The sequence below is a fragment of the Rhodococcoides fascians A25f genome (assembly GCF_000760935.2).
Taxonomy (GTDB): Bacteria; Actinomycetota; Actinomycetes; order Mycobacteriales; family Mycobacteriaceae; genus Rhodococcoides.
Genome location: NZ_CP049744.1, coordinates 2810395 through 2836310, shown reverse-complemented (window position 1 = coordinate 2836310; position 25916 = coordinate 2810395). Strand labels below are relative to the sequence as shown.

The 25916-nt window shown below is 62.5% G+C and carries 25 protein-coding genes; 15 read left to right on the top strand and 10 right to left on the bottom strand.

The features are described 5' to 3' along the window. Positions 1-84 precede the first annotated feature (84 nt). Both BH93_RS13465 and BH93_RS13460 read left to right on the top strand, forming a co-directional pair. Positions 85-1722, top strand: coding sequence for a cation:proton antiporter family protein (locus tag BH93_RS13465; RefSeq protein WP_037173712.1), 1638 nt, complete (start codon positions 85-87; stop codon positions 1720-1722). Between the two features lie 756 nt (positions 1723-2478). Then, complete coding sequence (locus tag BH93_RS13460) at positions 2479-3066, top strand: TetR/AcrR family transcriptional regulator (protein ID WP_037173710.1); 588 nt, start codon at positions 2479-2481, stop codon at positions 3064-3066. A 255-nt stretch (positions 3067-3321) separates the two neighbouring features. Here the strand turns inward: BH93_RS13460 and BH93_RS27800 are convergent, their stop codons facing one another. After that, positions 3322-3579, bottom strand: coding sequence for a tautomerase family protein (locus BH93_RS27800; protein ID WP_197914611.1), 258 nt, complete (start codon positions 3577-3579; stop codon positions 3322-3324). A gap of 203 nt (positions 3580-3782) precedes the next feature. Between BH93_RS27800 and BH93_RS13450 the strand changes: the two genes are divergently transcribed. Continuing rightward, on the top strand, positions 3783-4019 hold the full coding sequence (locus BH93_RS13450) for a hypothetical protein (protein WP_155290940.1): 237 nt from the start codon (positions 3783-3785) through the stop codon (positions 4017-4019). Positions 4020-4364: 345 nt separating this feature from the next. Here the strand turns inward: BH93_RS13450 and BH93_RS13445 are convergent, their stop codons facing one another. Next, positions 4365-5123, bottom strand: a complete 759-nt coding sequence (locus BH93_RS13445; RefSeq protein WP_052065078.1) for an ArsR/SmtB family transcription factor — start codon at positions 5121-5123, stop codon at positions 4365-4367. 96 nt (positions 5124-5219) lie between these two features. On the opposite strand from BH93_RS13445, the gene BH93_RS13440 reads away from it, so the two are divergent. Both BH93_RS13440 and BH93_RS13435 read left to right on the top strand, forming a co-directional pair. Beyond that, positions 5220-5687, top strand: a complete 468-nt coding sequence (locus tag BH93_RS13440; RefSeq protein ID WP_052065077.1) for a hypothetical protein — start codon at positions 5220-5222, stop codon at positions 5685-5687. A gap of 206 nt (positions 5688-5893) precedes the next feature. After that, positions 5894-6355, top strand: coding sequence for a hypothetical protein (locus BH93_RS13435; protein ID WP_037173706.1), 462 nt, complete (start codon positions 5894-5896; stop codon positions 6353-6355). Positions 6356-6397: 42 nt separating this feature from the next. Here the strand turns inward: BH93_RS13435 and BH93_RS13430 are convergent, their stop codons facing one another. The 3 genes from BH93_RS13430 to BH93_RS13420 all read right to left on the bottom strand — a co-directional run bounded on the left by BH93_RS13430 (position 6398) and on the right by BH93_RS13420 (position 8820). Then, positions 6398-6862, bottom strand: coding sequence for a hypothetical protein (locus BH93_RS13430; RefSeq protein ID WP_037173704.1), 465 nt, complete (start codon positions 6860-6862; stop codon positions 6398-6400). Positions 6863-7188: 326 nt separating this feature from the next. Next, positions 7189-7686 carry an NUDIX hydrolase gene (locus BH93_RS13425; RefSeq protein WP_037173703.1) on the bottom strand — a complete coding sequence of 166 codons (498 nt, stop codon included), beginning with the start codon at positions 7684-7686 and terminating at the stop codon, positions 7189-7191. A gap of 276 nt (positions 7687-7962) precedes the next feature. Continuing rightward, positions 7963-8820 (bottom strand): hypothetical protein, encoded by an 858-nt coding sequence (locus BH93_RS13420; protein ID WP_037173702.1) that lies wholly within the window; start codon positions 8818-8820, stop codon positions 7963-7965. 423 nt (positions 8821-9243) lie between these two features. On the opposite strand from BH93_RS13420, the gene BH93_RS13415 reads away from it, so the two are divergent. The 4 genes from BH93_RS13415 (at position 9244) to BH93_RS13400 (ending at position 11921) form a co-directional block, all read left to right on the top strand. After that, positions 9244-10431: a DUF6745 domain-containing protein gene (locus BH93_RS13415; protein ID WP_242459203.1), complete on the top strand. Its 1188-nt coding sequence runs from the start codon at positions 9244-9246 to the stop codon at positions 10429-10431. Between the two features lie 26 nt (positions 10432-10457). Further along, entirely contained in the window at positions 10458-10913 is a 456-nt protein-coding gene (locus BH93_RS13410) for a hypothetical protein (RefSeq protein ID WP_037173700.1), read from the top strand. Positions 10914-11038: 125 nt separating this feature from the next. Next, on the top strand, positions 11039-11497 hold the full coding sequence (locus BH93_RS13405) for a TolB family protein (RefSeq protein WP_037173698.1): 459 nt from the start codon (positions 11039-11041) through the stop codon (positions 11495-11497). 67 nt (positions 11498-11564) lie between these two features. Then, positions 11565-11921: a TolB family protein gene (locus BH93_RS13400; protein ID WP_165712706.1), complete on the top strand. Its 357-nt coding sequence runs from the start codon at positions 11565-11567 to the stop codon at positions 11919-11921. A gap of 135 nt (positions 11922-12056) precedes the next feature. Here BH93_RS13400 and BH93_RS13395 read toward each other — a convergent pair whose 3' ends face one another. The 4 genes from BH93_RS13395 to BH93_RS13380 form a co-directional block, all read right to left on the bottom strand. Beyond that, entirely contained in the window at positions 12057-12896 is an 840-nt protein-coding gene (locus BH93_RS13395) for an SDR family NAD(P)-dependent oxidoreductase (protein ID WP_037173695.1), read from the bottom strand. Then, complete coding sequence (locus tag BH93_RS13390) at positions 12893-13237, bottom strand: nuclear transport factor 2 family protein (RefSeq protein WP_037173694.1); 345 nt, start codon at positions 13235-13237, stop codon at positions 12893-12895. Before BH93_RS13390 ends, BH93_RS13395 begins: the two co-directional genes overlap by 4 nt. A gap of 78 nt (positions 13238-13315) precedes the next feature. After that, positions 13316-14500, bottom strand: a complete 1185-nt coding sequence (locus BH93_RS13385; RefSeq protein WP_037174246.1) for a GNAT family N-acetyltransferase — start codon at positions 14498-14500, stop codon at positions 13316-13318. A 502-nt stretch (positions 14501-15002) separates the two neighbouring features. Continuing rightward, positions 15003-15518, bottom strand: a complete 516-nt coding sequence (locus BH93_RS13380) for a GNAT family N-acetyltransferase (RefSeq protein WP_052065076.1) — start codon at positions 15516-15518, stop codon at positions 15003-15005. Positions 15519-15567: 49 nt separating this feature from the next. Here BH93_RS13380 and BH93_RS13375 point away from each other — a divergent pair, with 49 nt between their 5' ends. From BH93_RS13375 to helR, 4 genes are all read left to right on the top strand, one after another. Next, the gene (locus BH93_RS13375; RefSeq protein WP_037173693.1) at positions 15568-16107 is read left to right on the top strand and encodes a hypothetical protein; all 540 of its coding nucleotides are present in this window, start codon (positions 15568-15570) and stop codon (positions 16105-16107) included. A gap of 42 nt (positions 16108-16149) precedes the next feature. Beyond that, entirely contained in the window at positions 16150-16812 is a 663-nt protein-coding gene (locus BH93_RS13370; RefSeq protein WP_037173692.1) for a class I SAM-dependent methyltransferase, read from the top strand. A gap of 179 nt (positions 16813-16991) precedes the next feature. Further along, positions 16992-19226, top strand: coding sequence for a sensor domain-containing protein (locus BH93_RS13365; protein ID WP_242459202.1), 2235 nt, complete (start codon positions 16992-16994; stop codon positions 19224-19226). A 236-nt stretch (positions 19227-19462) separates the two neighbouring features. Continuing rightward, on the top strand, positions 19463-21640 hold the full coding sequence (gene helR, locus BH93_RS13360) for an RNA polymerase recycling motor ATPase HelR (protein ID WP_052065075.1): 2178 nt from the start codon (positions 19463-19465) through the stop codon (positions 21638-21640). Here the strand turns inward: helR and BH93_RS13355 are convergent. Beyond that, positions 21601-22500: a LysR family transcriptional regulator gene (locus BH93_RS13355; RefSeq protein ID WP_037173691.1), complete on the bottom strand. Its 900-nt coding sequence runs from the start codon at positions 22498-22500 to the stop codon at positions 21601-21603. The genes helR and BH93_RS13355 overlap by 40 nt on opposite strands. Positions 22501-22572: 72 nt before the next feature. Here BH93_RS13355 and dapA point away from each other — a divergent pair, with 72 nt between their 5' ends. Then, the gene (gene dapA / locus BH93_RS13350) at positions 22573-23517 is read left to right on the top strand and encodes a 4-hydroxy-tetrahydrodipicolinate synthase (RefSeq protein ID WP_037173690.1); all 945 of its coding nucleotides are present in this window, start codon (positions 22573-22575) and stop codon (positions 23515-23517) included. A 6-nt stretch (positions 23518-23523) separates the two neighbouring features. Then, entirely contained in the window at positions 23524-25908 is a 2385-nt protein-coding gene (locus tag BH93_RS13345; protein WP_037173684.1) for an ATP-binding cassette domain-containing protein, read from the top strand. The last annotated feature ends 8 nt before the right edge of the window (positions 25909-25916 follow it).

The following is a 25916-nucleotide window of genomic DNA, read 5'->3' as shown; positions in this document are numbered from 1 at the left end:
ATACTTGGGTCACTCCGACTGCATGTGCCGATGTCGTCGATCCGTTGGAGATCCGGTTGCGACCCACCAGCAGAGAGACCGTGCATGACAGTTGCCGCGATCTACCTCGTCATCGCCTTCGGCTTGGGCGGACTCGCCATGGCTGTCCGGCTGCCTCCACTGGTCGGCTTCCTGGCGGCCGGCTTCGTCATCAATGCCCTCGACGTCGGTGAGATGCCCCAACTCGAACTGATGGCGGACCTCGGTGTCACATTGCTGCTGTTCGCGATCGGTCTCAAGCTGGACGTGCGGATTCTGCTGCGCCGAGAAGTGTGGCTGACGACGTCGATACATCTGGTCTTCAGCGTCGTGCTCGGTACCACCGTCCTGTGGCTCGCGGCCGTCGCCGGAATGGCAATGCTGTCCGGGCAGAGCACAACGACGATTGCGTTGCTCGCCTTCGCCATGTCGTTCTCGAGCACTGTATTCGTCGTCAAAGTTCTCGAAGAACGAGGTGAATCGCACGCTCTCTACGGTCGTGTGGCCATCGGAGTGCTCGTGATGCAGGACATCGTTGCCGTGGTGTTCCTTACCGTCACCAGCGGCACACTGCCCAGTCCGTGGGCGGTGACTCTCGTACTCCTGTGGCCCCTGACACGAATCCTCCGAAGGGTGTGGAGCGGGCTGGGCCACGGCGAGATGCAGTCGCTCTTCGGCATCGTGATGGCCCTCGTTCCGGGTTACGCCTTGTTTTCCGCACTGGGGCTCAAAGGAGACCTGGGAGCGTTGATCATCGGCGTTCTCCTGGCGTCGCATCCGGCTTCCTCCGAGCTGTCCCGATCGCTGTTTCATATCAAGGAACTGCTGTTGGTCGGCTTCTTCGTTTCCATCGGCCTGTCCGGTTTGCCCGATGTTCCCAGCCTGGGCGTCGCCCTGCTGATGGTGCTCCTACTGCCGCTCAAATCGGTGCTGTACCTGGCGCTGTTCGCCATGATGAAACTGCGTTATCGAACCGCGCTGCTCGCAGGACTGAGCCTGATGAACTATTCCGAGTTCGGTCTGATCGTCGTCTCGGTCGGAGTGACGACCGGGCTGCTGGCACCGGCCTGGCTGGTCGAGATGTCGATCGCCGTGGCGTTGAGTTTCGTCGTGTCGGCTCTGGTGAACGGTCGGGGACACCTGATGGTGGAGAAGATCGCGGCGCGATTGCCCGATCAGGACGATCAGAGCCTGCACCCGGAGGAACGCTCCGGGGACGCGGGCGACGCCGAGGTCGTCGTGATCGGAATGGGGCGTGTCGGCTTCGCGGCGTATCAGCGACTCACCGAGCATTACAGACTCAGTGTGGTGGGGGTCGACTACGACGGTCCTCGGATTCGTCGACTCGCCGAACAGGGTCTGCGAGTGCTGGAAGGGGACGCAACCGATCTCGATTTCTGGAATCAGCTGCGGCACTCGGAGTCGGTGCGGATCGCGGTGCTGGCAATGCCACGTCACGGAGCCAACGTCACAGCACTCGCCTGTCTCCGCGAATCCGGATTCAGCGGAACCGTCGCGGCCGTCGCCCGCTACGACGACGAAGTTCAGTGGGCCAAGGAACACGGTGTGGACATCGCGTTCAACGTCTATGCCGGTGCCGGATTGGAATTGGCAGATCAAGTGGGACACGGTGCACCAGATCCCGTAGGCGACGCGGTCGACCCCGAGTCCGACAAGCCCCGCCGTCCGGACAGCGTGACATGACCCAGGGGAGTGAGCCTGTTGCGACGAGTCGATGGACCCGCCCGCGTGTACGTGCCGGCAATCCCCTCGGCAGCAATGTCCGACGACGACAGCCCTCGTGGGTCGACAAACTTCATGTGACGTCGGTGCTCGTGACCTGCAGGGCCCAGCCAGACTACGATGAAACGTCACAGTGACGTAATGAGTGGTTCACAAGGGGACTATCGAGGCGACAAAGCAAGAGTGAAGCATCAGTGCGATAGCGGCGAAATCGACAGCGCAGACGACTGCAGAACAGCGGGTCGATAGCCCGCAAGCCTTCATCGGTACACACGGACGAACGCATGCACGCACGCACGCACGCACGCACCGACGGTCTACCGGCCAAGTCACGGATGTTGGACGAAAAACCCCACAGCATTGATGGTGGATCGAAACCAAGAACTCGACGATGATCGACAACGTCGACCAGCAACGTTGTTTTGCCGATAATCGACATTATGTCAAGTCGACTGCTGGGCACCTCCTCCGCTCGCGGCCGAGCTGCTCGGATACAGCTACTCCGTCACCCACAGCCACGCCGAACTGGCCGCACAACCATGGGCGCAGAACTCCGCACAACGAAAGTAGTTTCACCGCCCGCCGCGACCGACTGCCAACAGGAGCCACCGGGCACGGTCTCTCGGTGTGATCACGAGCAGCGGCCTCCATCCCGTGGCTGAGAAGGTGACGTTCCACGTTGTAGCCGACTGGTCTATTCAAGCTTAGAATGGGGGTATGGCCAGCCAGGAGATCGACACACGCCAGAGGATCCTCGACACCGCCGAGCAGATCATGTCCCACAAGGGCTACGCCGCCGTCGGCTTGAACGAGGTCCTCAGTGAAGCGGGCGTCCCCAAAGGGTCCTTCTATCACTGGTTCAGCTCCAAGGATGCCTTCGGCGAGGCCCTCATCGAGAACTACTTCGAGCACTATCTCGCGAGTATGGATGGCATCGTCGCTCGACCCGGCAGCGGTGCAGACAGGCTGAGCGCGTACTGGCAGGACTTCTACGACATGCAAGCCTTCAACGAATGCCAGGGCAAGTGCTTGGTGGTCAAGCTTGCGGCCGAGGTCGCCGACCTCTCGGAGACGATGCGCCGGGCACTCGTCGTCGGAACGTCCAGCATCGCCGAGCGAATCGAGCGCATGATCCAGGACGGCGCGACGGACGGATCCGTGACGATCGACGTGGCGCCGAGTGAGCTCGCTCGTGACCTGTACACGGGGTGGATCGGGGCGAGCGTTCTGGCGAAGATCAACCGGGCCCCTGCATCTCTCGACCGGGTGTTCGCAATGACTCGCCACCGCCTGCACCTTTCCTGATCAGACTCGGGCAAAGAGAAATCCCACCGCACTGACTGCGCGGTGGGGATTTTCGTGGGTGCGAGGACGGTCAGCAGCTCACCAGTGGAAGTCGGCGGGCACGCTGTTCGGGTCGAGGCGGTCGGCGGGAACGCCGTTGACGTACGTGGCGATGCCGTTGCCCATCGACCAATCGGCCGGCTGGACGGTCTGCAGGTTGAAGAAGACGTCCTCGGTGCGGAGGAAGAGCTTGTCGTGCAGTTCGTCGACGACGGCCTAGTAGAAGTTGCCCTTCTGCTCAGGAGTGGCGACGTCGAGGAAGATCAGCTGGATGAAGACGGCGTCCTCGGAGCGGTAGATGCCCAGGTAGTCGGGGTCTGCGATGACCTCGCCCGGCGGGTGCTGGGTGATGACCTGGAAGCGGTCCTCGGGAACACCGAGATGAATGATCATCTGGTCGTAGACGACGTCGGCGATTGTGCGGCGGTACTCGGCGGACTTGCCTTCGGTCAGGTCGATGCGAGCGAGGGGCATGATGTCGTTCCTTCGTGTCGGTGGTGGCGATGACTGATGAACATGACAGTACATCCAAGTAGACCAGTCGTCTAGCGCTCCTTTCTTTTGGCCGACGTCTCGGTGTCAGCTGGCGCGTTGCGTCCGCAACTGGTGACAGGTGATATTCCAGCCGCAATCAACGCCCGCACTCGACCACGGAGGGCTCACCGAGCTGGATGGGCATGGCCCACGCGTTGGCCCTGGCCGGCACCACACTCGAGCCAGCCGGTACCAACAACCGCCCGCCGCTACTTGCGCAATCGGACCTTGTCTACCTCGGGGTCGATGCGACTCGCGAGACAACCGAGTGGGAGCGCGCACAGGCTGACGAGATGAGGCTCGCGATGGTCGATCAGGCGGCGCTGTGCAAGCACCCACGAGCGGCGGCGAAAACCGCTCGCATCGGCACTGTCCCCTGAAACTTAATGCGGTCAAAGGCGTTCCCGCACCACGACTCCGAACCGAGGTTGCGATCGACTCCCCCGCCGTGCACCGCCTGCCGGGTGAAACAGCAGGATCGCCGATCCATCAAGCGCTGCGCACGGCCGTAGTTGCTTCGTTGGTGGATTGCAGTTCGGCAACTATCGCACCGGGTTGGCTCCCGTACCGGCCTTTTACAAGCTTCCCGTCGAGTGCGCCGCGCCGAAGAAGGTCGACGACTCTTGCGCTAGCTCGTCCGGCGCTTCTTCGGCCATGTGATGTCCGGAATCGATGCCGTGCCCAACGACGCCAGGTTGCCTGTACGTGCAGATTCAAGAGCTAGTTCAACGAATTCGCAGTCGCGGCAGAACTGTCGACAGGTGGCGGCGACCAGTATCGGTGAGGTGTAGCGCTCGTCCAGTACGCCGGACCAGCCACTGATGCTGCAGGCAGGTGTCGGCTATCGCGGCCCCGAGAGCGCCGGCGAGGTGGAAGCGGCGCTCGCTCCAGTCCAGGCATAGCCGTATCTGGGGTCGCCGCGTGGGTGTGAGGGTGATGCTGATCAGATCGACTTCGAGGGCTGAGAAAACGTGTTCTGCGTTGGGGCCCAGTCGGACCGCGGCGGATGATCCGCAGGCCGCAGATCCGGCGAGCGGGTCCGCGAAGACGACCGCACCGTTGTCGCGGAGAGCATCGGTGAGGGCGACACCCAACCGTCCTGCCAGGTGGTCGTAACAGGTTCGTGCCTCGCGCAGTGCTGCGGCGGCGGTGCTTGCGCTCAGTGAAGTGATGGATCGTGTGGGTGCGAGGGCAGCCAGTGCTTCGACCATGTTCGCGACGTCGGGCCCGGCGAGGGAATGGAGACGGAACCGGCCCACCTGCTCCACACGAATCAGGCCACCGTCGGCGAGCTGGTTCAGGTGGCTCGTCGCCGCAGAACGCGACAGACCTGCAGCAGTAGCCAACTCCGATGCCGGGCGCGCGCGGCCATCAGCCAACGCCAGGAGAATCTCTGCCCGTCGCGGGTCGCCGATCAACCGGGCGATCGACCCGATATCGGCGTCACCTCGTCGCGCAGGCTCATACGTGTGCGCTGATGCCATGCAGACATCGTGTCACGACAACAGTTCACGCCAGCGTGAAGCGTTTCGAGGCCAGACTGGTGCCGACAACCGACCCCTACCGGGAGGAACGACGCTATGGGTGCGACGCAGGATCAGGCCGAGTTTGTTTTCATAGAGTGGCACGACCGCATTCGCAGACGCGACGCGACTGCGCTATCGGCGCTCTACACCGATGACGCAGTACTCGAAAGCCCGTTGGTGTGCCGGGTCCTGGACACGCCACGCGGCATTGTGGCTGGACGCGACGAACTCGACCGATTTCTGACAGAGATCACCAGACGCCGCCCGAGCGAGGACGAGCTCCCGGCGTTGTACCGTACCGGGACATACCTATTCGATGGCGAGACCCTCATCTGGGAGTACCCGCGAACGACCGGCGGTGGTGTCGACCAGCTGGATTTGGTCGAGGTCATGGAACTCGACGGACCACTCATCCGATGCCACCGGGTCTACTGGGGTTGGTGTGGAACGGAACACGTGATCGCCAACGCCGTCGGCAAGGCCGCACCGAACGTCGACGCTGGGCAATACGACAAGTTATGACATGTAGGGTTGCCGGTAGAGCACTGCATATGCTGTACCGCAGGATGTTTCGCTCGAGTTGGTGTCGCCGTTCTGTTTGGTCCGGTTTTCAAAAGGTTCGCCCGGAAATACGCAAGTCCCGGCGTGAACGGATCTAATTGTGAACGTGAGCGGTCAGACAGCGGCTTCGAGGCTGAAGCGCATTGCCGACGTGTTGTAGTGGAACAGTGGACTGGGTCGAGAAAGAACTGACGGACGCTGCTCTTACCGGTGCCTGCACAGCTGTGGGTGTCATGCTCCCCTGGGGCCTCGAAGGGACCTTGTCCCGGTTGGCTCTGCTGGTGTTTCCTGCGTTCTGCGGTGCCGTGGCCGGGCTGTTGGTCGGTGTGATCGCAGTCGGTGGTGGCCGCTACGCCTTGTGGTCGAACCGGGTGTGGCCCGCACGATCACGCCGCACCTGGCGACACCGATTCGCCGCGTGCACAGCAGCAGCGGTCACGCTGGTGACCGCTCTTGCATTGTGCTGGCTGGTCTTCGCTGGCCGTGAAATTGTCACCGACACAGATGAATTCCCGTCCTGGTGGATCGCACTTGCAGCGATAGCAGCGTCGAGTTACCTGTTCGCCTACCTTCTCGCTCCTCCGACCGGCCGCACCGCCCGAACAGTGGACCACCTCGGAGAGGTCTAGGTCACGTACCCCGGCCTGCGCTCAGCTTCCTCAGCGGGTGTGTCAGCGTGCAGGTTCGGTGATATCGGCGTGGAAGGCAACGTCTGCCGACACGGTGGGCACGGCGTTGAACAACTCGACCACGATCGCAGCGGCTTCATTGGCCACCTCGGCGGCCTCGCCTGCGGTGCCGGCCTGCGCGGTGACAGACAGCCCTGCTGCGCCGTCGACCGTGGGAGCGATCGACAGTGTGTCGGAGTAGTCCGCTGCCGATCCACCACGCTGGTGCGCCAGTCGTTCGCCGACCGGCATGAGAGGGTCGTAGCCGGTCAGGTCCAGACCGGTCCCCCTGTACGTCGAGACGGGTGTGTTGGGGTCAACCGTGTCTTCGCCGGGGTAGGTGGCCGTGATGGCAATGGTCGCGGTGCGGGTGTACGTCGCTGCCGTCATCCACCACACGCCGGCGATGATGCCTACGACCGTGACAGCCGCGATGGTCGCGTGCCGGCGCTTACGGGTTCCAGCCACGGGACCAACTCTAATTGCACGCAGTTGCAGGCCGTTGAGCGTGTAGTCCGGGCACTAGTACCGGACTGGCCGAAATACGACCAATCTCGATATGCAGGGCTACCAGTAATCGTCTGTTTATGTTGTGCCACAAAATATTTCGCCCGTACGCTGCCGTCGCCCGTCAGCGGTAACTGTTGCTGAGGCCTGGGTGTCGTGGGGTGTCTTTCGCGGGACGAGTCCTCGAATCAGGAGTTCGGGGATTCCACGATCGCGTTCTCCGCGAGGGCAAGGCGGCATTCGTGTACTGCTGGCGGAAGGGATTCTCGATGGTCATGGCAGAGCATTCAGTGAGTGGTCGAGCCGCCGCGGACATATCTCTGAATGCGTCTTCGGTCGTCAGCGAAAACGCTGCCCCAGAGGACCCCGAGCGGTACCCATCGTGCTGGCTGGTCGATCTCTGAGGACAGAGAAGTCTTTCGGTCGACGCTGGTGCTGTACGACAAGCTGAGTGTGGGTTCCCAGTCTGCTCGGAAGGATCTGACGGCCACGGCTGTCGGCGCGGCCTTTAGCGTGGTGGAGATGCCGGTTTCTTCTTTCAGTTCGCGGATGGCGGCTTGTCTGGGCACCTCACCCGGCTCGACGGTTCCCCCTGGCGGTACCCATCCCCGTATGCGGTGGTGGACGAACAGCACCTGTGATCGTTCTCGGTCTACGACCCAGACTTCGGCGTACAACGGCGTGATCAGAATCGGACGGGCCTGCAGCCAGGCCCGCGCGTCGTCGTACTCGGATACAGCTCGACGAGCATCCGCAACGGCCGCGGTACGAGTCGACTGCATCATGTGGACCACAATAGGTGGGAGCTTTCTTATCGGGCCTCTACGCCATGCGACACAGCGCGGGACCCGGAGGAGAGCTGTAGCGGTCAGATCCCCGGGAGAACTGGGAATCCGACCAATCGTGAAATGCAGGGTTGTTGCTGCCCGCAGTCGTTGATGAACCCAGGGCGCGCCTTCACCCAGTACTCGACAGCGCGGCAACGATATTCGGCGATGCGGTGAGTGGGGTGAATCCGTTCCCGAGTATGCGGCGGCAGCCGTCGAGCTCGACAGCGATAGTCACCGGTCGCCAATCGTCCACCGCGGCGTCGGTGACAGCAACAGCCACGCCGAGGTGGCTGCTTCGTTGCATGGGTTTGCTGCCGGAAGATCTGCTAGCACCTCTTCGCTCAGAACAGGATCGGCGCTGTTCCAGATCCGGGCACCGGTGAACGCAGGTATCGGTCCGGTGGCATCGAATCGGCAGACCCCGGAGGGGAAGATCGAGAGGTCGAGCAGGGGCCGTGGTCCCGGTGTCGGCAGGGCTGGCAGCGCGGATGGGCGGTTGAAGAGCAGGTCGATAGCGGCTGGATCAAGACGTGCATGATGCTCGACTGTGAAGATCTCAGGCAGGGATTGGATCTCGTACAGCCCGAGCGTGTTGTCGAATCCGCAGTCACTGATCGGATACGTCGGCTCCATTGCACGGCCGTCGGCGTCGATCATCCACATGTCTGTCAGCGGCGGCATGCTGTCGTCGGTGGTCCCGCAAAAAATTGGCCAGGCCGGTCGTGCCGAGGGCGCATTCAGGGCCTCGATCACCGGTCCGAAGTCGCCGCTGTAGTGCCGCTCGAAGTAGCTGACGGTGCCGTCGGCTGCGACCGTGTCGCCGGTGAAGGTGTCGCAGACGACCGCCGAGGTCGGGGTGAAGGTGGTCGGGACGGTGCCGGGAGTCGGCCTCGGTGGAACCGCAGTCCTGTTCGCCGTTGTCGGTATGTCGGCGGATCCGCTCACGTACTGAGGTAGCGGGCAGACGAACGAGTCCGCTGACCCGATGTGTGCTGCGGTGCGGGGTTGTGGGGTAGTTGCGACCCCGTACGCAGTGAGGGCGAGCAGCACGGCCACGAACAGAGCCAGCCCTGCCTCTCGTCCGTTCACATTCGCAGCATAGAACCACTTCGGGGCGACGGTGGGCGGGGCGCTACCGGTCGATGATGAACTGTGCTGTGTCGGGGCATTGCTGGCAGTGGAGTGCTAGATACCGTTGTCCCCGATCGACGGGTGGCACTCGGTTGCCGGAGCACAGTTTGCGATTGTCAAGCAATACGACCAGTTTTGATATGCAGGGTTACCAGTCGAGTTCTGCCTGGTGCATCCGATAAACCAGCTAGCTTCCGCTCATGTGCCGCACCTGATCGAGCGCGCCACTAGCTGCCACGCAACATTTGTGTCAAGCTGTTCCCATGACTACCGGAAAGGCTGACACAGCCTCCATCGCGTGAGCGCCGTGCGGATCCCCTCGACTTCTTCGTCGCACGGGACATTCATCGAAGACCCCCATTCAGAACCATTCGCAGTGTCGTGTCCAAGCGCGATACCTATCTCGGTCACGGAATGCGCGCCGGACCATCGGATCGACACTCTGCCGAATCTGCTGTGGCACAGCTGTATCGACATGCCGACCTCCCCGTTCCCCGCTTCGTATGGGAACTGTCTCCGGCTGCTGCAGCGGCCCGCATCGCCGAAGACAACCTGGCTTACGCTGTAACCTTTGCCGTCGAGGGCCCCACCTGTGCATCGGCTCGCATCGCGACACTGCTCTCCATTTCACGGTCCCGAATGGACGCATGCATTCGGTTGCCGGTGAGCGAACGGCCACCGCCCCGGTGGCCGATGACGATCCGGTCTCAGGCGCTCAGAGCAGCCCAAGGTCGCACAGCGGCTACGGTACGAAATCAGCCACCCGAAATGTCGGTCCGCGCGGGCATCGGACTCAACCCGATCATCCGATCGACGGTGTGGGACTCGTTGCGCACCAGCTTGTTCGACGGCGTCGCAGCAGCAATAAGGACACTGATGCCGCCCCTTGTCGGCGGAATCCCCTGGTACGGCCAGCAAGAAGCTCACCGCATCGCGTACTACGACATATACCGCCGCCTCGGCCTCGCAACCTTCCAACCACAGGACAACGAACTGCTCGACGCACTTGTTGCCCTGACCGAATCGACGGGATGGTGGTGGGCGTTCGACGACGTCTGCGTCATGTCCGAACGACCGACCGCGCTGCACTCCGAACCCATTCCCGATCGAGTACACGGTGAACGACGGCTGCACCACCACGACGAACCGGCGCTCCAATTCGCTGACGGCAGTGCGGCATACGTCCTGAACGGCACAATCGTGCCGGATTGGGTGGTGCTCGACCCGAGCGTCGAACGCATCACCGTCGAACGCAACGTCGAGATCCGCCGCTCCGCAATCGAACGCATCGGGTGGGACAACTACATCGACGCTGCAGGACTCGCGCTGGTCGACAACACCGACGATCCTGGCAACGACGGCTGCACCCTGCAGCTGTTCGCCACCCCCGCCGGCTGGGGCGGCGAGGGTCGAGTGCTTCTCGCTGTCAATGGGTCTCGCGAACGCGACGGCCAGCGCAGACGCTACGGCCTCTACGTTCCAGGTGAATTCTCCTCGGCCCTCGACGCCGCAGGCTGGACCTACGGCCTCAGCGGAGAAAACTACGCCCAATTGCTCCGCCGAACCTGAACCTACTCTCACACAAGGTGACTCAGATGAACCAGAACATGACCCTGTCCACATTGACATCGATGACCGGCCTCGATGTCTTCGACTATCTCGACAAGGAGATCTCGGTGCCGATCATCGACGGCATGCAAGCCCAAGGCGACCTCATCGTGGTTCCGTACGCGCTGCTCGAAGGCGTCGTCTCCACCGGGGTGTGGACGCGCATCGACGCCGTGCCCCTGTCCGGAATCGAGTTGCTGCGTAGCGCAGCGGGCGGAAATCCCCACAGCCTCGTAGCCGACGGCGGCCGATGCACGTGGTCGACACCGGTGAGCGATACGCGGCGTCTGGCACTCGGAATTCTCGACAACGCAGTGACCGCCTACCTGATCCACCCCGAACACGGAGCCACCGGAATTGCCCCGGGCCGCTACGTCATCGGCAGACAACGTGAGCGTGCTCGAGGTGGGTACTTCGAAACGACGCAGTTGGTCGCCGACTGAGTGCGGCTCGTCCGCGCTGCTCCTTGCCCATTCGGAAATACGAATGGGCAAGGAGCCACGACCTCAACAGCAGGCAGGGCCGTGTACCAGGGTTCTGCATACTGCGATTCTGAGATGATTGCCCGATGCATCGAATCCGGCTGATCTCCGCGCTCGTCGCGCCGACACTGCTCGCGGCAGCATGCGCCGATCACCCTCCACCCGAGCCGACACCGGTGGTCGTGGCCTTCGACGACGGATGGGGCCAGCTGTTCATCATGAACATCGACGGCTCCGGCTTGCGCCAGGTCACCCCGACCGTGGGCGAAGACAGCCACGACCCGAACTACGGGAACGACGCCGCCCTCTCCCCCGATGGCAAGCAGCTCGCGTACGCCCGTGGCCGGTTCATCGAGATCCTCGACCTCGAGTCGGGTGAATCGAGGTCGGTGCACGAAGGTGGCTACGAACCGGCTTTCTCACCGGACGGATCCAAGATCGCGTTCACCTCGAACGGCAGCATCAACATCATGAACGTGGACGGATCCGACACACGTCATCGCACAACAAGAGTCGGCCTTCGGAGCGACATTCTCCCCGGATAGCTCACGGGTCGTCTACGTCACCGGCGGCTACCTGAACGAAGTGTCTGTCGACGGCGGAGAATCGACAGTGCTTCTGCGCGACCAGTTCTGGAACTCCGACCCGGCCTTTTCTCCCGACGGGTCGACGCTCGTCTTCTCCAGTAACCGAGGCGGCAACAACGGCTCCGAGATCTACACAATGCCCTCCGGCGGAGGGGAAATCACTCCTCTCACCGACACCTACGCCGTACACCCGAAGTTCACGCCTGACGGCTCGCGCATCCTGTACGACCGGGCGGTCACACAGGCAGGTGAACTGGTGACCGACGTCGCCACCGGCTCTCGGCCTGAGATTGCATCGATGAACCCCGACGGGTCCGACCAGAAACGGCTGACTCCACGCTCTCTGAGCGGTCAGATGCCGACCGTGGGCGGGGGACGTTGACCCGCGAGCGACAATCGCTGTTGCTGTGGAGTGGTGACGGACAGGTCGTCGAGGACGACCTGGCCGTCACCACCGTTGGATCGGTCGATCAGCGCAGCGGATAGGCGGTATCGAATGTGTAATCGTCGAGCTCGGTCAGGCGGGGAAATCCGCGCTACGAGATAGCGTTTCGTTCGATCGGATGTCGCTCAGGTTCTGTTCCAGCGCGTCGATCACGGCGTCGTACCCGCTGTTACCCAGGATCAGCCGGCGTGGCGGCGGGTCTTGGGCCATCGCTGCGATCACCGCACGGGCACCACGATGAGGATCGCCCGGTTGCACCCCGTTCATGCCGACGAAAGCGGCACGGACCTCGTCCAGCATGTCGTGGTATTCCGGAATCGCTTCCGCGACGGGCTCGTCGGCGAATCCGGCGTATGCGTTCGTGCGGAAAGCCCCTGGTTCGACCGCCAACACAGAGAGGCCCTGCCCGGCGACCTCTTGGCGCAGCGCGTCGGTGACGGCCTCGATCGCGTACTTCGTGGCGCTGTAGTAGCCGAATCCGACCGCCGCCAGAAGCCCGGCCACCGAGGACACATTGACGATCCACCCGCTTCCGCGGGTGCGCATCCCTGGTAGCACTGCTCGCGTGACGGACAGTACTGCAAAGAAATTGAGCTCGAACATCGCACGAATCGAGGTTTCGTTCATTCCCTCGATCGATCCGTACCAGCCTCGGCCTGCGTTGTTGACCAGCACGTCGATGCCGCCGAAATGCTCTTCGACTGTTCGTACGGCCCGCAATACCTGTGCCGCGTCGGTAACATCCATGGGCACGACGAGAACGCGGTCACCGTACTTATCGGCCCACGACGTGAGTTCCCCTGGAAGCCGGGCGGTGAGTACCACGCGGTCCCCCGCCTCCAGCGCCACCTCGGCGTACGCCATACCGAAGCCGCCTGGCGTGCCACCGGTGATGAACCATCGTTTGCTCATGGCTCGATCACCAACCGATCGATCAGTGCGCCGTCCAGGGTGAAGCGATAGTGCAGATCGACAACTCCCCCTGGGAAATTGCCTTCCAGGTGCTGCGTGACGTCGACAGTCGTGCCGGTCGTGGTCGCTCCGGTGAACTCTGTTGTGTAGGTGTACTCACTCTCACTGACCGAGGCAGTCAGCCAGGCCTCGATCTCGTCGCGGCCCGAGTGGTCGTGGCCCTCATCGGTCACCACGACATCTGCGGTGAACACGGTGAGCGCTCGGGTGCCTTGTCGGGCGTCGAGTGCGGTCATGAACTTCTTTACGGTGTCCGGGAGTTCATCCCATTCTGTGGTCATGACACCACGGTGATGCCTCCCCCAGGGGGAAGGTCAACACAAGGTCGGCACACCGGTGTACACGCCCGATACTCGCCTTCACGTGGTCTGGGAAACACTCCCCGCGGTTGCTGGGACGGACCGCAGAAAACAACGAGCGGCCTCCAGCCGATCGGCGTCGTAGTGATTCCATTTCGCGGCAGGCACATCCTGGCGTCCCACTTCACGGAATCCCCGTCGGCCGAAGAAATCTGCAGCCTCACCGCTGACGGTCACTGCGAACAGGTTCGCGATCCCCCGCTCGCGACAGAGATCCATCAATCCGTCGATCAGTAGGCCCCCAGCGCCGAGACCGGAAAACTCTGCGACCGTGATCAAGCCCGACACCTCGCCGAATCCGGTTCCGGCGTATCGGTCGACCTCGAGTCCGACGATACCGGCCAGGTGTCCGGTGCGTAGGACCCGAGCTCCGAGCCCACCGGCAGCCATCCTCGCAATCTCGATCCGGCTGCGCCGCTTGAGAACACCTTCGCGGACTCCCTGCGCGACCAGCGCCTCGATTGCAGGAAAATCGTCCACCTGTAGCGAGGCCAAGTGGAGGTACCGCCCCTGGGTCAGGACGGTGCCGCGGCCGTCGAAGGTGAACAGCTCGAATTCGAGATCCTCTGCACGGCAGAGGTTTACACTGTACGCGCCGTCTGCAAGCGCGTCCTGTGCCGCGTACGGGAAATCCTCGAGCCCTCGTTCGGCCAGGTGACGGGACAGACGTTCGCGGTGCACGTCGATATCCGCGAAGCTTCGAGGTGGAGTCCCCCAGCCGCCGCCCGGATCGGTGAGCACCATCTTGGATGCCCGAACGCTTGCAGCTACAGACCCGGCGGTGCGCGCGACGTCGGAAGCCTCGGTCCCGATCACGACGCATTCCGAGTCCGCGATAGCGAGCCACAGACGGGCAACTGCCTCGTCGGTCCACGCCGTCGAACCGTCCATGGCCAGACCACCGATCGCAATGGCGGTCTTCGAAACACAGTCGGAAGGAACGACAAAAATGAACCGGGTATCCCCTGTACCGAACTCACCCACCGTGCGGCTGACTGCTTGCAGCCCAGCGGCGCTCACGACGGGTAAGGCAACCACGATGGTGACCCCACGGAACTCTTCGATGAAGAAGTCACGCTCGGAAACTGGTACGCCACTGGACGTCAGTTCGACCGCTGCCTCCAGCGGTGCCGTCCGTCTCGTCCTCACTGTGCGCGGATTTGCTCGAAAGTCGTCGTTCGTCATGATTGCTTCAGTCTGGACTGTTCCCAGTGCACCCCGCAACGCGTCCGAATCTCGGTACCGCGTACGCGGTGTCACGAGCGACCACTCGACATCTCATCGACGCTTTTGGTTTCGACTGCACCCCCAGGATCTGACCGGGGTCATTCGTTGCTGGAATGGGAACGTGGAGTCGACCGAACCTGATCAGCGATCGTTGGACGGGCTCTACTCGCCGCAGCGGACGTCGCTTGTGTGCCTGGTTCCGGTGACCAGTACCCGTACCGCAGCGCCTGGGCGTAATTCGTCAGCGCCCAGCGGCCGTTCTGGAGGGGCTCGTCGGCTATGTGGTTCACCGCCGTTTCCAGAAGGAGAGCAACCGCAGGCACCGCCTTTCCTGCGCTGGTGAGGGCAAGCGCCGGATAGCAGGCGACGAGTGGGTCGTCGGGTCGGTCGTGGCGGGCCTCGGCCAGAACGTCGATCGCCTCATCGAAATTCGACGAAAGCTATATTTCGCGAACGTGTTTCATCGAGATCGGACGTGATCTCGACTATCGGTCGTCCGATGGAACAGTCTCCGCTCCAGTCGACCAGATGCCGCGTCCATCTGCGTTATGTCCGTTCTGAGCCATCCTGCGCCCTCGTACACACCGACGGCACGTTCGTTGTCGTCGATAACCCACAGCTCGCAGGTATCGCATCCGACGGACCCCGCATGACTGTCGACCGCGTGCAGCAAGCATGTGGCGATCCCCCGCCCCCACATCTCCGGATCGACAGCCAGGTAGAAGATTTCCAGAACGTCGCCCTGAACAGCGCACAGTACGAAACCAACAATGTCGCCCGCATACTCGGCCACGAGAGCACGGGCATCGTCCAGTTCGATCCTTCGTCGAATGCCGTCCATTGCCGGCGACACGCGCGTCGGTTCCGCGCATCCGTCGCGCAGGTCCGTCGAGCGAACCCAGATCGACGCCAATTTCTGCGGATCGCGTACGTCCTTTGCGTCGACCGAGCGGATGACGACGTCAACGGACTCCATGGAATCAGGATATGTGCCGCCGATGCCGCCTGCGCGATATTCTCGGCCCATGGCAACCAACCCCGCAGTCAGAGTCTCCCGGCTGCGAACGTTGATCGACCACCCCCGCACGGGCAGCTCGGAACGGGACACGGCGCAGCGAATGCTGAATCGGATACTTCGCACGTCGCGGCCGATCACCGAAACTCATCGACAGTACGGTTCGAGCCACGGCCGTCTCGGCCGACATTCGGGACTCGACAGCATCGCCGAGATGATTCGCGACGACATCACGATGGCCCGCAGCTACCGTCCCTCCGCTACCGAATTCTCCGGGACCACCCCTGTCGATCCAGTTGGCGACGCACCCAGAGACATTCGGATCGAAGTCGACGTACACCACGGCTGCGAGATCGTCGTCGCTATCAGCTGCATTCCGCCCGCTTGGGGCTGGTTCCGCGACAGCGGAATCGATGTCTACTCCCCTGCGCTTCGCGCTCTCGTGGACGAGCTCGCATCGATCGTCGCCAGCTTCGACCATTCCGGAGACGACATCACGAACAGATTCTTCGGTCGAGTTCGCGTCGAAGACACCACTGTGGTGTGGTGACACTTCCGTAACTCCCGGAAGTTCTGAGAGGCGAACTACCACATGACATCGCTATCCACCCGAGCTGGGGCGGCCCCGTACACCAAGCTTGTCCTACGACTGTACGACCTGTGGGTGATCCGACTTTCGAACAGTTTCGGATGGCGTTGCAACAGAGCTCATTTCGTCGATCTCTACCGACGGCACATCGGTCACCGCCACCTGGAGGTCGGCCCTGGATCCGGCTGGGCCCTCGCCAACATCGACCTCCCCGCCGATATCGACCTCACCCTCCTGGACCTCAACGCCAACTCACTCGAACACACTGCATCCCGACTGGATGTTGCTCTCACGCTGATCGAACACGATGTTCTGGTGCCATTGGACGAGAGCATCGAGAAGTTCGACTCGGTGTCGATCAACTATGTTCTGCATTGTCTTCCCGGTGACTGGTCCACGAAGGCCGTCGCGCTGACAAACCTGGCGGAGACGCTGACGCCGGAGGGAGTGTTGTTCGGATCGACCGTGATCGGTGTCGACCAGAGGTTCACCGCCCTCGGCAAGGCGCTGATGTTCGCCTACAACCAAACCGGCGTGTTCGAAAATCGCCAGGACGATCTGCCCGGCCTTCGCCGGTCACTGTCCGAAATATTCGAGCAAGCCGAGGTAACGATGGTCGGCAATGTCGCGATCTTCGTGGCTCGACGGCCTCGCACACGACCATAGGCCCAGAAGTACCGTCGGCGCGCCTCCGAAGCCGCACCCGTTGCCATCAACTCCGCCTGTGCACGAGTGTTGTCCACTACGCCCGCCGTCGCTCTGATCCATGCGTGTCGAGCAGCTAGTTCGGGGCCCGTCGTGGCAATCGTTCACACTCACCGCACCCGCCGAATAGCATTGACTCGGTGGCGCTCGGATCACGAGCGAGCTGGATCGGAGGACCGGTGAAAGATCTCGCGGGCGATCCGGTGAGCCTTCGGTCGTTTCTCGATCGATTCCCGGACTTCGTTTCCCTGTCCGACTTCTCGGGAAAGATCCTCTATATCAATCCTGCAGGCTTGGAACTGACCGGATCGACGAGCCTATCCGCTGCCATGGAGTTGAGTGCGCTCGAATTCCTCACCCCGGGTGGGCTCGATCTCGCGGCAGGTATCGGTGACGGTCTGCGCATCGACGGAAAGTGGGAGGGATACTGCGAATTACGCCATCAGATGACCGGTGCCGAAATTCCGGTGATGGTCACCGCCTATTCGATCGATTCCGGCGACGGTGGGCCCGACTTGGTTGCTTCCATCATTCGCCATCGTCACACCGTCGAACAGCGCAATGCTCGGATGGCCGCAGACGTACTCGTCGCAGGTCGGCATGCTCGAGAACAGAAAGCTCTTGCCGACCTCAGCAGATTCGCCGTCATCGCCGACCTACCGACACTGCTCACCGCCGCCACCGATACCGCCGCAACCTTGATCGGTGTCGGAAACTCGGCAATCTCCCATCTCGAACGCCCCGACGATCCTTACCTGACCATGGACGCAGCAAGCGGTGTACTCGGTATACGGCACGATGTTCCACCGGGAGACGGTTCGCTGATGGGGTTCGTCCTGGCGAACTCCGAGCCGGCCGTGTGCAACGACCGCACTGTCGAGACGCGTTTTCGCACTGAAACTATGGCTGCTTTCGGGCTGCGCAGCGGAGTGGGAGTTCCGATCTTCGACGTTGCCGGCGCCGCCTGGGGTGTGCTCACAATCCACAGCGTGGAGGCCCGTCTCTACCGCGACGAGGAGGTGTCGTTTCTCGGTTCCGTCGCTGGGATCGTCTCCGCGGCAATGAGAAGGATCGACCTGGAACGCCAGCTGAGACGACGCAGCACACACGACGCACTCACCGGTCTGCCGAACCGAACGCTCGCCTACGACGTCATCGACGCTGCGCTGGTTCGCGCGCGGCAACAGTTCGGCACTGTTGCGCTGCTGTTGCTCGACATCGACGACTTCAAGATCATCAACGACAGCCTGGGCCATGATGCCGGTGACAGGGCGCTGGTCAAGTTCGTCGATCGACTTGCCTCGGCAGTTCGAGAAGCCGATACAGTTGCGCGCCTCGGCGGAGACGAGTTCCTGATCGTGTGTGAGGGAGTGGACAGCGTCGAGCATGCGCAAGAACTCGCGCGGCACATCTCGAGTTCGATCGCGGTGCCGTTTTCTGCCGTCGATGTTCCGATTCCCCTCAGCGCGAGTATCGGCATCGCTGTATCCGACCGGAATTCGACGCGACAGGAGCTCATTCACCGTGCGGACCTGGCCATGTACCGGGCGAAGGACAGCGGTACGGGCGGCCATGCCGTCTTCGATCCAACCGATCTCTACGACGCCGATCGCATCAGGTCACTCTCGATCGATCTCAGGGCGGCTCTGAAAGCGAACGAACTCACGTTGGCTTATCAACCGCTGGTGGAGATCGCGACTCGAAAGGTCGTTGCGGTCGAGGCGCTGGCTCGATGGAATCACCACCACCTCGGACCGATAGAACCCAGCGAATTCGTCAGCGTCGCCGAGAGAACCGGCCTTGCAACGCCATTGGGCACCTGGGCCCTTCGCACCGCGTGTGCCGCTGCGGCACGGTGGCGCACGTTCTCCGACATCGTCGTTCGCGTCAACGTCAGCGCACTCCAACTTCGAGATCCGGATTTTCCGAAAGAGGTTGCGTCCGTGTTGACAGACACTGGACTTCCCGCTTTCGCCCTCGGTTTGGAGGTCACCGAAACCGTTTGGGTCGCGGACACCGAACGAGTTGCCGACACCGTCTCCACGCTGCATTCGATGGGTGTCACTCTGCTGCTCGACGACATGGGAAAGGGACACAGTTCCATGTCGTATCTCGACCGCTATCCCATGTTCGAGAGTTTCAAGATCGACAGGTCGTATATCGCCCGACTGCCGGCCCCACGCGCCTGCGCCATCATCTCGGCGATCGTCGCACTCGCCCGGGCATTCGATGTCACCGTCGTCGGGGAAGGGGTCGAGACCGAGGAACAACTCGAGGCATTGGCCGCTGCCGGATGCGATTTCGCCCAAGGGTTCCTGTTGGGACGACCGGTCGATGCCGACGCGATCGCAGATTTGCTGCTCACCGATCCATAGCCAGCCCAGCGCAAGCTGGCACTCGCGCCGCCTCTTCGCCACCGGCAAGCAGGCCGGTTCCGGCAAGAGCAAGACATCCAGGCAGTAGCACGGACGTGCGATCGGGCCATGGGTTCGGAAAGCGAGGATCACCTCTTTCCACTTTCAATGTATAGCGCACCCCGGGGCTTGCGGCAAGACCCCGTACAGGGCTCAGAATGGCTCGCTACCGTCATGAATCAGTCGATCGGAGTTCTGTGAATCCTGTGCGCCCACGCGTCTTCGACCTGCCCGATAGTCTCTCTCACAAGCGCGATCCAGAGCTGATCGAGGTTGATCAGCAACACTTTTCAGCAATCTATTCGAGTATCGAGACGTCTCGATACGATACGACGGATCGGCTGAACACCATCCAGAAGTCGTCGGGCCGGATGGGTCAGGAGGTGATGGAGCGAGACTTCGAGGTCCATCGACTGCGCGGGCGTCTTCGTTCACTGCATCGCTACGGGATCGATCTGTGTCTGGGTCGCATCGTGCCCGTCGACTCGGACGAGCCTGTGTACATCGGGCGCCTCGGACTGTTGGGGAACTCGGGCGAGCAACTTCTGGTGGACTGGCGCTCCCCCGCTGCCGAGCCCTTCTTCGGTGCGACCCATGCAAACCCAATGGGGCTCCAGAGTCGCCGACGCTATCGATGGACGAACGGCGTCATCACGGACTTCTGGGACGAGGTCTTCGACTCGACAGGGCTCGACTCCGATGCGGCGCTCGACGATCAATCGGCATTCATCGCCAGCTTGGGTACCGAACGCTCGGCGCGGATGCGGGACGTACTGGGCACAGTACAAGCAGATCAGGACGCGATCATTCGAGCAGATGCGCGCGGAGCGCTTGTCGTCGACGGTGGGCCGGGAACCGGGAAAACGGTTGTCGCTCTTCACCGTACTGCCTATCTTCTGTACACGGATTCACGCATCGGACACAACCGGGGCGGAGTCTTGTTCGTGGGCCCGCACGAGCCGTACCTCGCCTATGTCTCCGACGTCCTGCCGAGTCTCGGCGAAGACGGTGTACACACCTGCACCCTCCAGGACCTCGTTTCAGAAGGAACGAACGCAACAGAAGAACCCGATCCTGCTGTGGCGCAAATGAAGTCCACTCTCGGAATGATCGACGCAATCGACGCGGCCGTCGCGTTCTACGAGCAACCGCCCACCCAGAACATGATCGTGGAAACAGAATGGGCCGACCTGAGACTCACTCCGGACGATTGGATCGAAGCGTTCGGGGCAGCCGAGCCCGGTACCCCGCACAACGAGGCACGAGAACAGATCTGGGACCTACTCCTCACAATTCTCACGGAGCGATACCACGGCGACGAGTCCACCCAGGAAGTACGACGGTCTCTGCAGCGCAACAAGCATCTACGTCGAACGCTCGAAAACTCCTGGACAATCATCGAGGCCGCCGACCTCGTTGCCGACTTGTGGAGCGTGCCGACGTATCTCCGTCGATGTGCACCCTGGCTGAGTGCTGAGCAGGTGCGCATGCTGCAACGAACCGATCCGACGCGATGGACACTGGCCGATCTACCCCTGCTGGACGCTGCGCGCATGCGGCTCGGAGATCCCGAGCATGCGCGGCGCATGCAACGCCGCGAGGCAGCTTCGGCAGTCGAGCGGACGCGGATGGATCGCGTCGTCGACGAACTCATGGCTGCCGACGACGACGAAATGATGGCTGCACAGCTTCGCCAGGACGGAATTCGCGATGCGCTCGTCGATCGAGCCGGATTCGAGGAGATCCCCATCGACCCACTGGCCGGACCGTTCGCACACATTGTCGTGGACGAGGCTCAGGAGCTGACGGATGCCCAGTGGCACATGGTGCGCCGCCGCTGCCCTTCGGGCAGCGTCACTGTCGTCGGAGACCGCGCGCAGTCGCGTCGTGGGTTCTCCGAATCCTGGCTCGAACGGCTCAAAAGAGTGGGGATCGACCATATCGACGTTGCCACCCTCGGCGTCAACTACCGCACCCCGCGAGAAGTGATGGCGGTGGCCGAGCCGGTGATCCGTGCAGTGTTGCCGGACGCCAACGTCCCGGTATCGATTCGCAGCAGCGGTGTGCCTGTCGAGTACGGCAACTCGGCAGATCTGTCGTCGATCCTGGAAAGGTGGATGGAATCGAACACCATCGGAATCGGCTGTGTCATAGGCGATTCTACGTTCGCGGGATCCGAACGCATACGCTCACTGACGCCCCAACTGACCAAGGGTCTCGAATTCGATCTGGTCGTCCTCGTCGACCCGGAGTCGTTCGGGCCCGGAATCGCCGGTGCCGTCGACCGCTACGTGGCAATGACACGAGCTACCGGGCGGCTGACAATTCTGACCTCTCAGCTCGAGGCCGGGTTCAGGACGTCCAGTACCGCGTGAATTGCGGGGCTCGCATTCGCACTGTGCCTCCAGGCCGCCTGCACCTCACGCGTGGGAGTGCGTGCCGGTGACACTGCAACGAGGCCGACGCTCAGAACCGGCCGTGCGAGACGAGGAACGAGCGCAAGAACGTCGTCCCCTTCGACCAGTGCGAGCTGGGTCGAAAAATCATCGACGAGATGGCGAACTACTACGTCGGTGGGTGTGTCGGCGAACAGCCGACGGAACCACTGATGGCACACCGTTCCCGCCGGGCTCGTCACCCACGGGTAGCGGGCGAGTTCGGAATGGGTCAGCGCAGACTCCCGTCCGGCGAGTGGATGAGTACGCTTCATGATCACGTCGCCGTAGTCGGTATGGATCGGTCGTCGGACGATCGAGGGCGGCGCCGCCGCCGGTACACCGTCCGCGTCGTGCACCAGCGCCAAGTCGGCGGTACCCGCGTGGACGCTGTGCAGGGCGCGATCGGGATCTTCCTCGCTGATGTGGACGGTCAGATCGGGATACCGCCGGTGCAGTCGGCTCAGCGCAGGTGCCACCAGACCGCGAAGGGCGGTCGAGAAGCCGACGAGGCGCACGACCCCACGAGCGACGCCTTCGTCCGCGGAGCGTGCCGACTCCACGCAGCGCTCGAGGGCATGGAACACCTCGTCCGCAGAGTCGACCACCGCTCGACCGGCCGGGGTGAGTACGACGCCTCGGCCGGCCTGCGCCAACACCGGCGTCCCGATCTGCCGTTCGAGTCGTTTGATCTGTTGGGAAATCGCAGACGAGGTGTATCCGAGCTCGTCGGCCGCCCTGGCCAGGGTTCCCAGGGCAGCTACCGCGCGCAATGCATGGAGTGCGCTCACATCGATCATGAAGCAACACTACGCAATAATGCCGATAATCCATCGCTGGACCGTAGGTGTCGGGCCGACCACACTCACCTGGTGACCAATTCCGCGCCTTCTTCCTCGTCGATCTTCGGCACCAATCTCGTCGCCATGGTGACGCCCATGCAGCCGGACGGAACTATCGATCGCTCCGGCTTCGACGCACTGCTCGTGCACCTGCTGTCGACCGGATGCGACGGAGTCGTCGTCGGTGGCACCACCGGTGAAGCACCGACTCTGACCTCTCACGAGATGTCGGAGCTGATCACGCAGGCCCGAGTGCACTCGAACCATGCCCTTCGGGTGATCGCCGGAGTCGGTACCAACGACACGGCGGCGGGAACGGACATGGCTCGGTCCGCTGCAGCGGCCGGTGCCGATGCACTACTGATCAGCGCCCCCCACTATTCGCGCCCCAACCAGGCAGGCATTGCGGCGCACATCGTCGACATCGCCGGAGCCGGTGGGCTTCCCGTCATGGTGTACGACGTCCCGGCGCGCACGGGCATCGCCATCGAGCAGGCGACGTTGATCGAACTGTCCCGACATCCCTCGATCAGGGCGGTCAAAGACGCAAAGGGCGACCTCTACGAAGCCATGACTGTCATGGCCTCGACGGAGCTTGCCTACTACTGCGGAGTCGACGAGCTTGCTCTCCCCTACCTCTGTTGTGGCGCAACAGGTTTGGTCAGTGTCACCGGCAACGCCGTGGCCGACCGGTACGCCGAGATGATCGAAGCCGTCCGGACCGGCGACCTGGATCGGGCAAACGCAGTACAGCGGTCACTGTTGCCGCTGACCGACGCCGTCATGCGTACGACGCAAGGAGCCATCATGGCCAAGGCCGCACTGGTCAGGATCGGCGTGCTGTCCGGCGCAACCGTCCGCCGTCCACTCCTCGAGTCGTCGACAACCGACCTGAGGCGATTGGACGCGGCACTGTGCGCCACCGGAATCGATCAGGAATCGAGAAGCGTGGACATCCCGGTGCGACTAGCCTGACTGCTCATGGCGACGAAGAAGGTCACGCAGGTCTCGGAACCGCACGCTGCCGATAGTCACGATGTGATTCGTGTACAGGGAGCACGGCAGAACAACCTCCAGGACATAGACGTGGACTTGCCCAAGCGACGGCTCACCGTGTTCACCGGTGTGTCGGGCTCCGGCAAGAGCTCACTGGTCTTCAGCACTATCGCTGCGGAATCGCAGCGGATGATCAACGAGACCTACAGCGCCTTCGTCCAGGGATTCATGCCGACACTCGCCCGACCCGACGTCGACGTCATGGACGGGCTCACCACGGCCATCATCGTCGATCAACAGCGCATGGGTGCCAATCCTCACTCCACCGTCGGTACGGCCACCGACGCCAATGCCATGCTTCGCATTCTCTTCAGTCGAGTCGGTAAACCGTATATCGGCTCAGCACAAGCTTTTTCGTTCAACGTTGCATCGGTCTCCGGTGCAGGCGCCTACAAGGTGGACAAGGGTGGCCGTCAGACCACCGAGAAGAAGTCCTTCTCCGTCACCGGCGGCATGTGCCCACGCTGCGAGGGTCGAGGTTCGGTCAGCGACTTCGATCTCACCGCCCTGTACGACGCGAGCAAGTCCCTCAACGAGAACGCCATCACGATTCCCGGCTACAGCATGGAAGGCTGGTACGGCCGAATTTTCCGCGGCTGCGGTTACTTCGACCCAGACAAGACCATCGCGAAGTACACGAAGAAGGAACTCGACGATCTGCTCTACCGCGAGCCCACGAAGATCAAGGTCGAGGGCATAAATCTGACCTACTCCGGACTCGTACCTCAGATTCAGAAGTCGTTCCTGTCCAAGGACGTCGAGGCAATGCAGCCGCATATCCGCGCCTTCGTCGACCGCGCGATCACCTTCACCACGTGTCCCGACTGCGACGGCACCCGACTCAACGCGGGAGCACGATCGTCGAAGATCAAAGGCATCAACATCGCCGACGCCTGTTCGATGCAGATCAGCGATTTGGCCACATGGGTTGCAGGCCTGAAGGAACCGTCGGTGGCACCATTGTTGACGACGCTGAGCGAGACCCTGGACTCGTTCGTGGAGATCGGGCTCGGATACCTGAGCCTGGATCGTCCCTCGGGGACGCTGTCCGGTGGAGAGGCCCAGCGTACCAAGATGATTCGCCACCTCGGCTCCTCGCTGACCGACGTGACGTACGTGTTCGACGAGCCCACGACCGGCTTGCACCCGCATGACATCGAACGGATGAACAACCTGCTGTTGCAGTTGCGAGACAAGGGAAATACGGTGCTGGTCGTCGAGCACAAGCCCGAGACGATCTCGATCGCAGATCACGTGGTGGATCTGGGTCCAGGTGCCGGCAGCGCCGGCGGGCACGTGTGCTTCGAGGGCACCGTCGACGGACTGCGACACAGCGACACGGTCACCGGTCGGCATTTCGACGATCGAGCGTCGCTCAAGGACTCGGTGCGTGGGTTCTCGGAAGTATTAGAAATTCGCGGTGCGAACTCACACAATCTGCGCGACGTGGACGTCGACGTTCCACTCGGAGTGCTGGTCGTCGTCACCGGCGTCGCAGGCTCGGGCAAGAGCTCGCTGATTCACGGGTCGCTCTCGGGCACAGACGATGTGGTGTCGGTGGACCAGGGTGCCATCCGTGGTTCACGGCGAAGCAACCCCGCGACGTACACCGGATTGCTCGAACCGATACGGAAGGCCTTCGCCAAGGAGAATGCCGTCAAACCGGCTCTGTTCAGCTCCAACTCCGAAGGCGCGTGCCCGACGTGCAACGGGGCAGGCGTCATCTACAGCGACCTCGCGATGATGGCCGGGGTGGCCACGACGTGTGAGGTGTGCGAGGGCAAGCGGTTCCAAGCTTCGGTACTCGAGTACCACTTCGGCGGTCGTAACATCGACGAGGTCCTGTCCATGTCGGTCGCAGAGGCCGAGGAGTTCTTCTCCGACGGCGCAGCCAAACTGCTCCCAGCGCACAAGATTCTGCAGCGCTTGAACGACGTCGGGCTCGGCTACCTGAAGATCGGACAGCCGCTGACGACGCTCTCGGGTGGCGAGCGCCAGCGCCTCAAGCTCGCCACGCACATGGCAGGCAAGGGTGGGGTCTACGTGCTGGACGAACCCACCACCGGACTGCATCTGGCCGATGTCGACAAGCTGCTCGGGCTCCTCGACAGACTGGTCGACTCGGGCAAGTCGGTGATCGTGATCGAGCATCACCAGGCGGTGATGGCACACGCCGACTGGATCATCGATCTGGGCCCCGGTGCCGGACACGACGGCGGACTCGTGGTGTTCGAAGGAACGCCGTCCGATCTGGTGGCGGACGGTTCCACGCTCACCGGCCGACATCTGGCCGCGTACGTCGGGAGTTGACGTGCAGG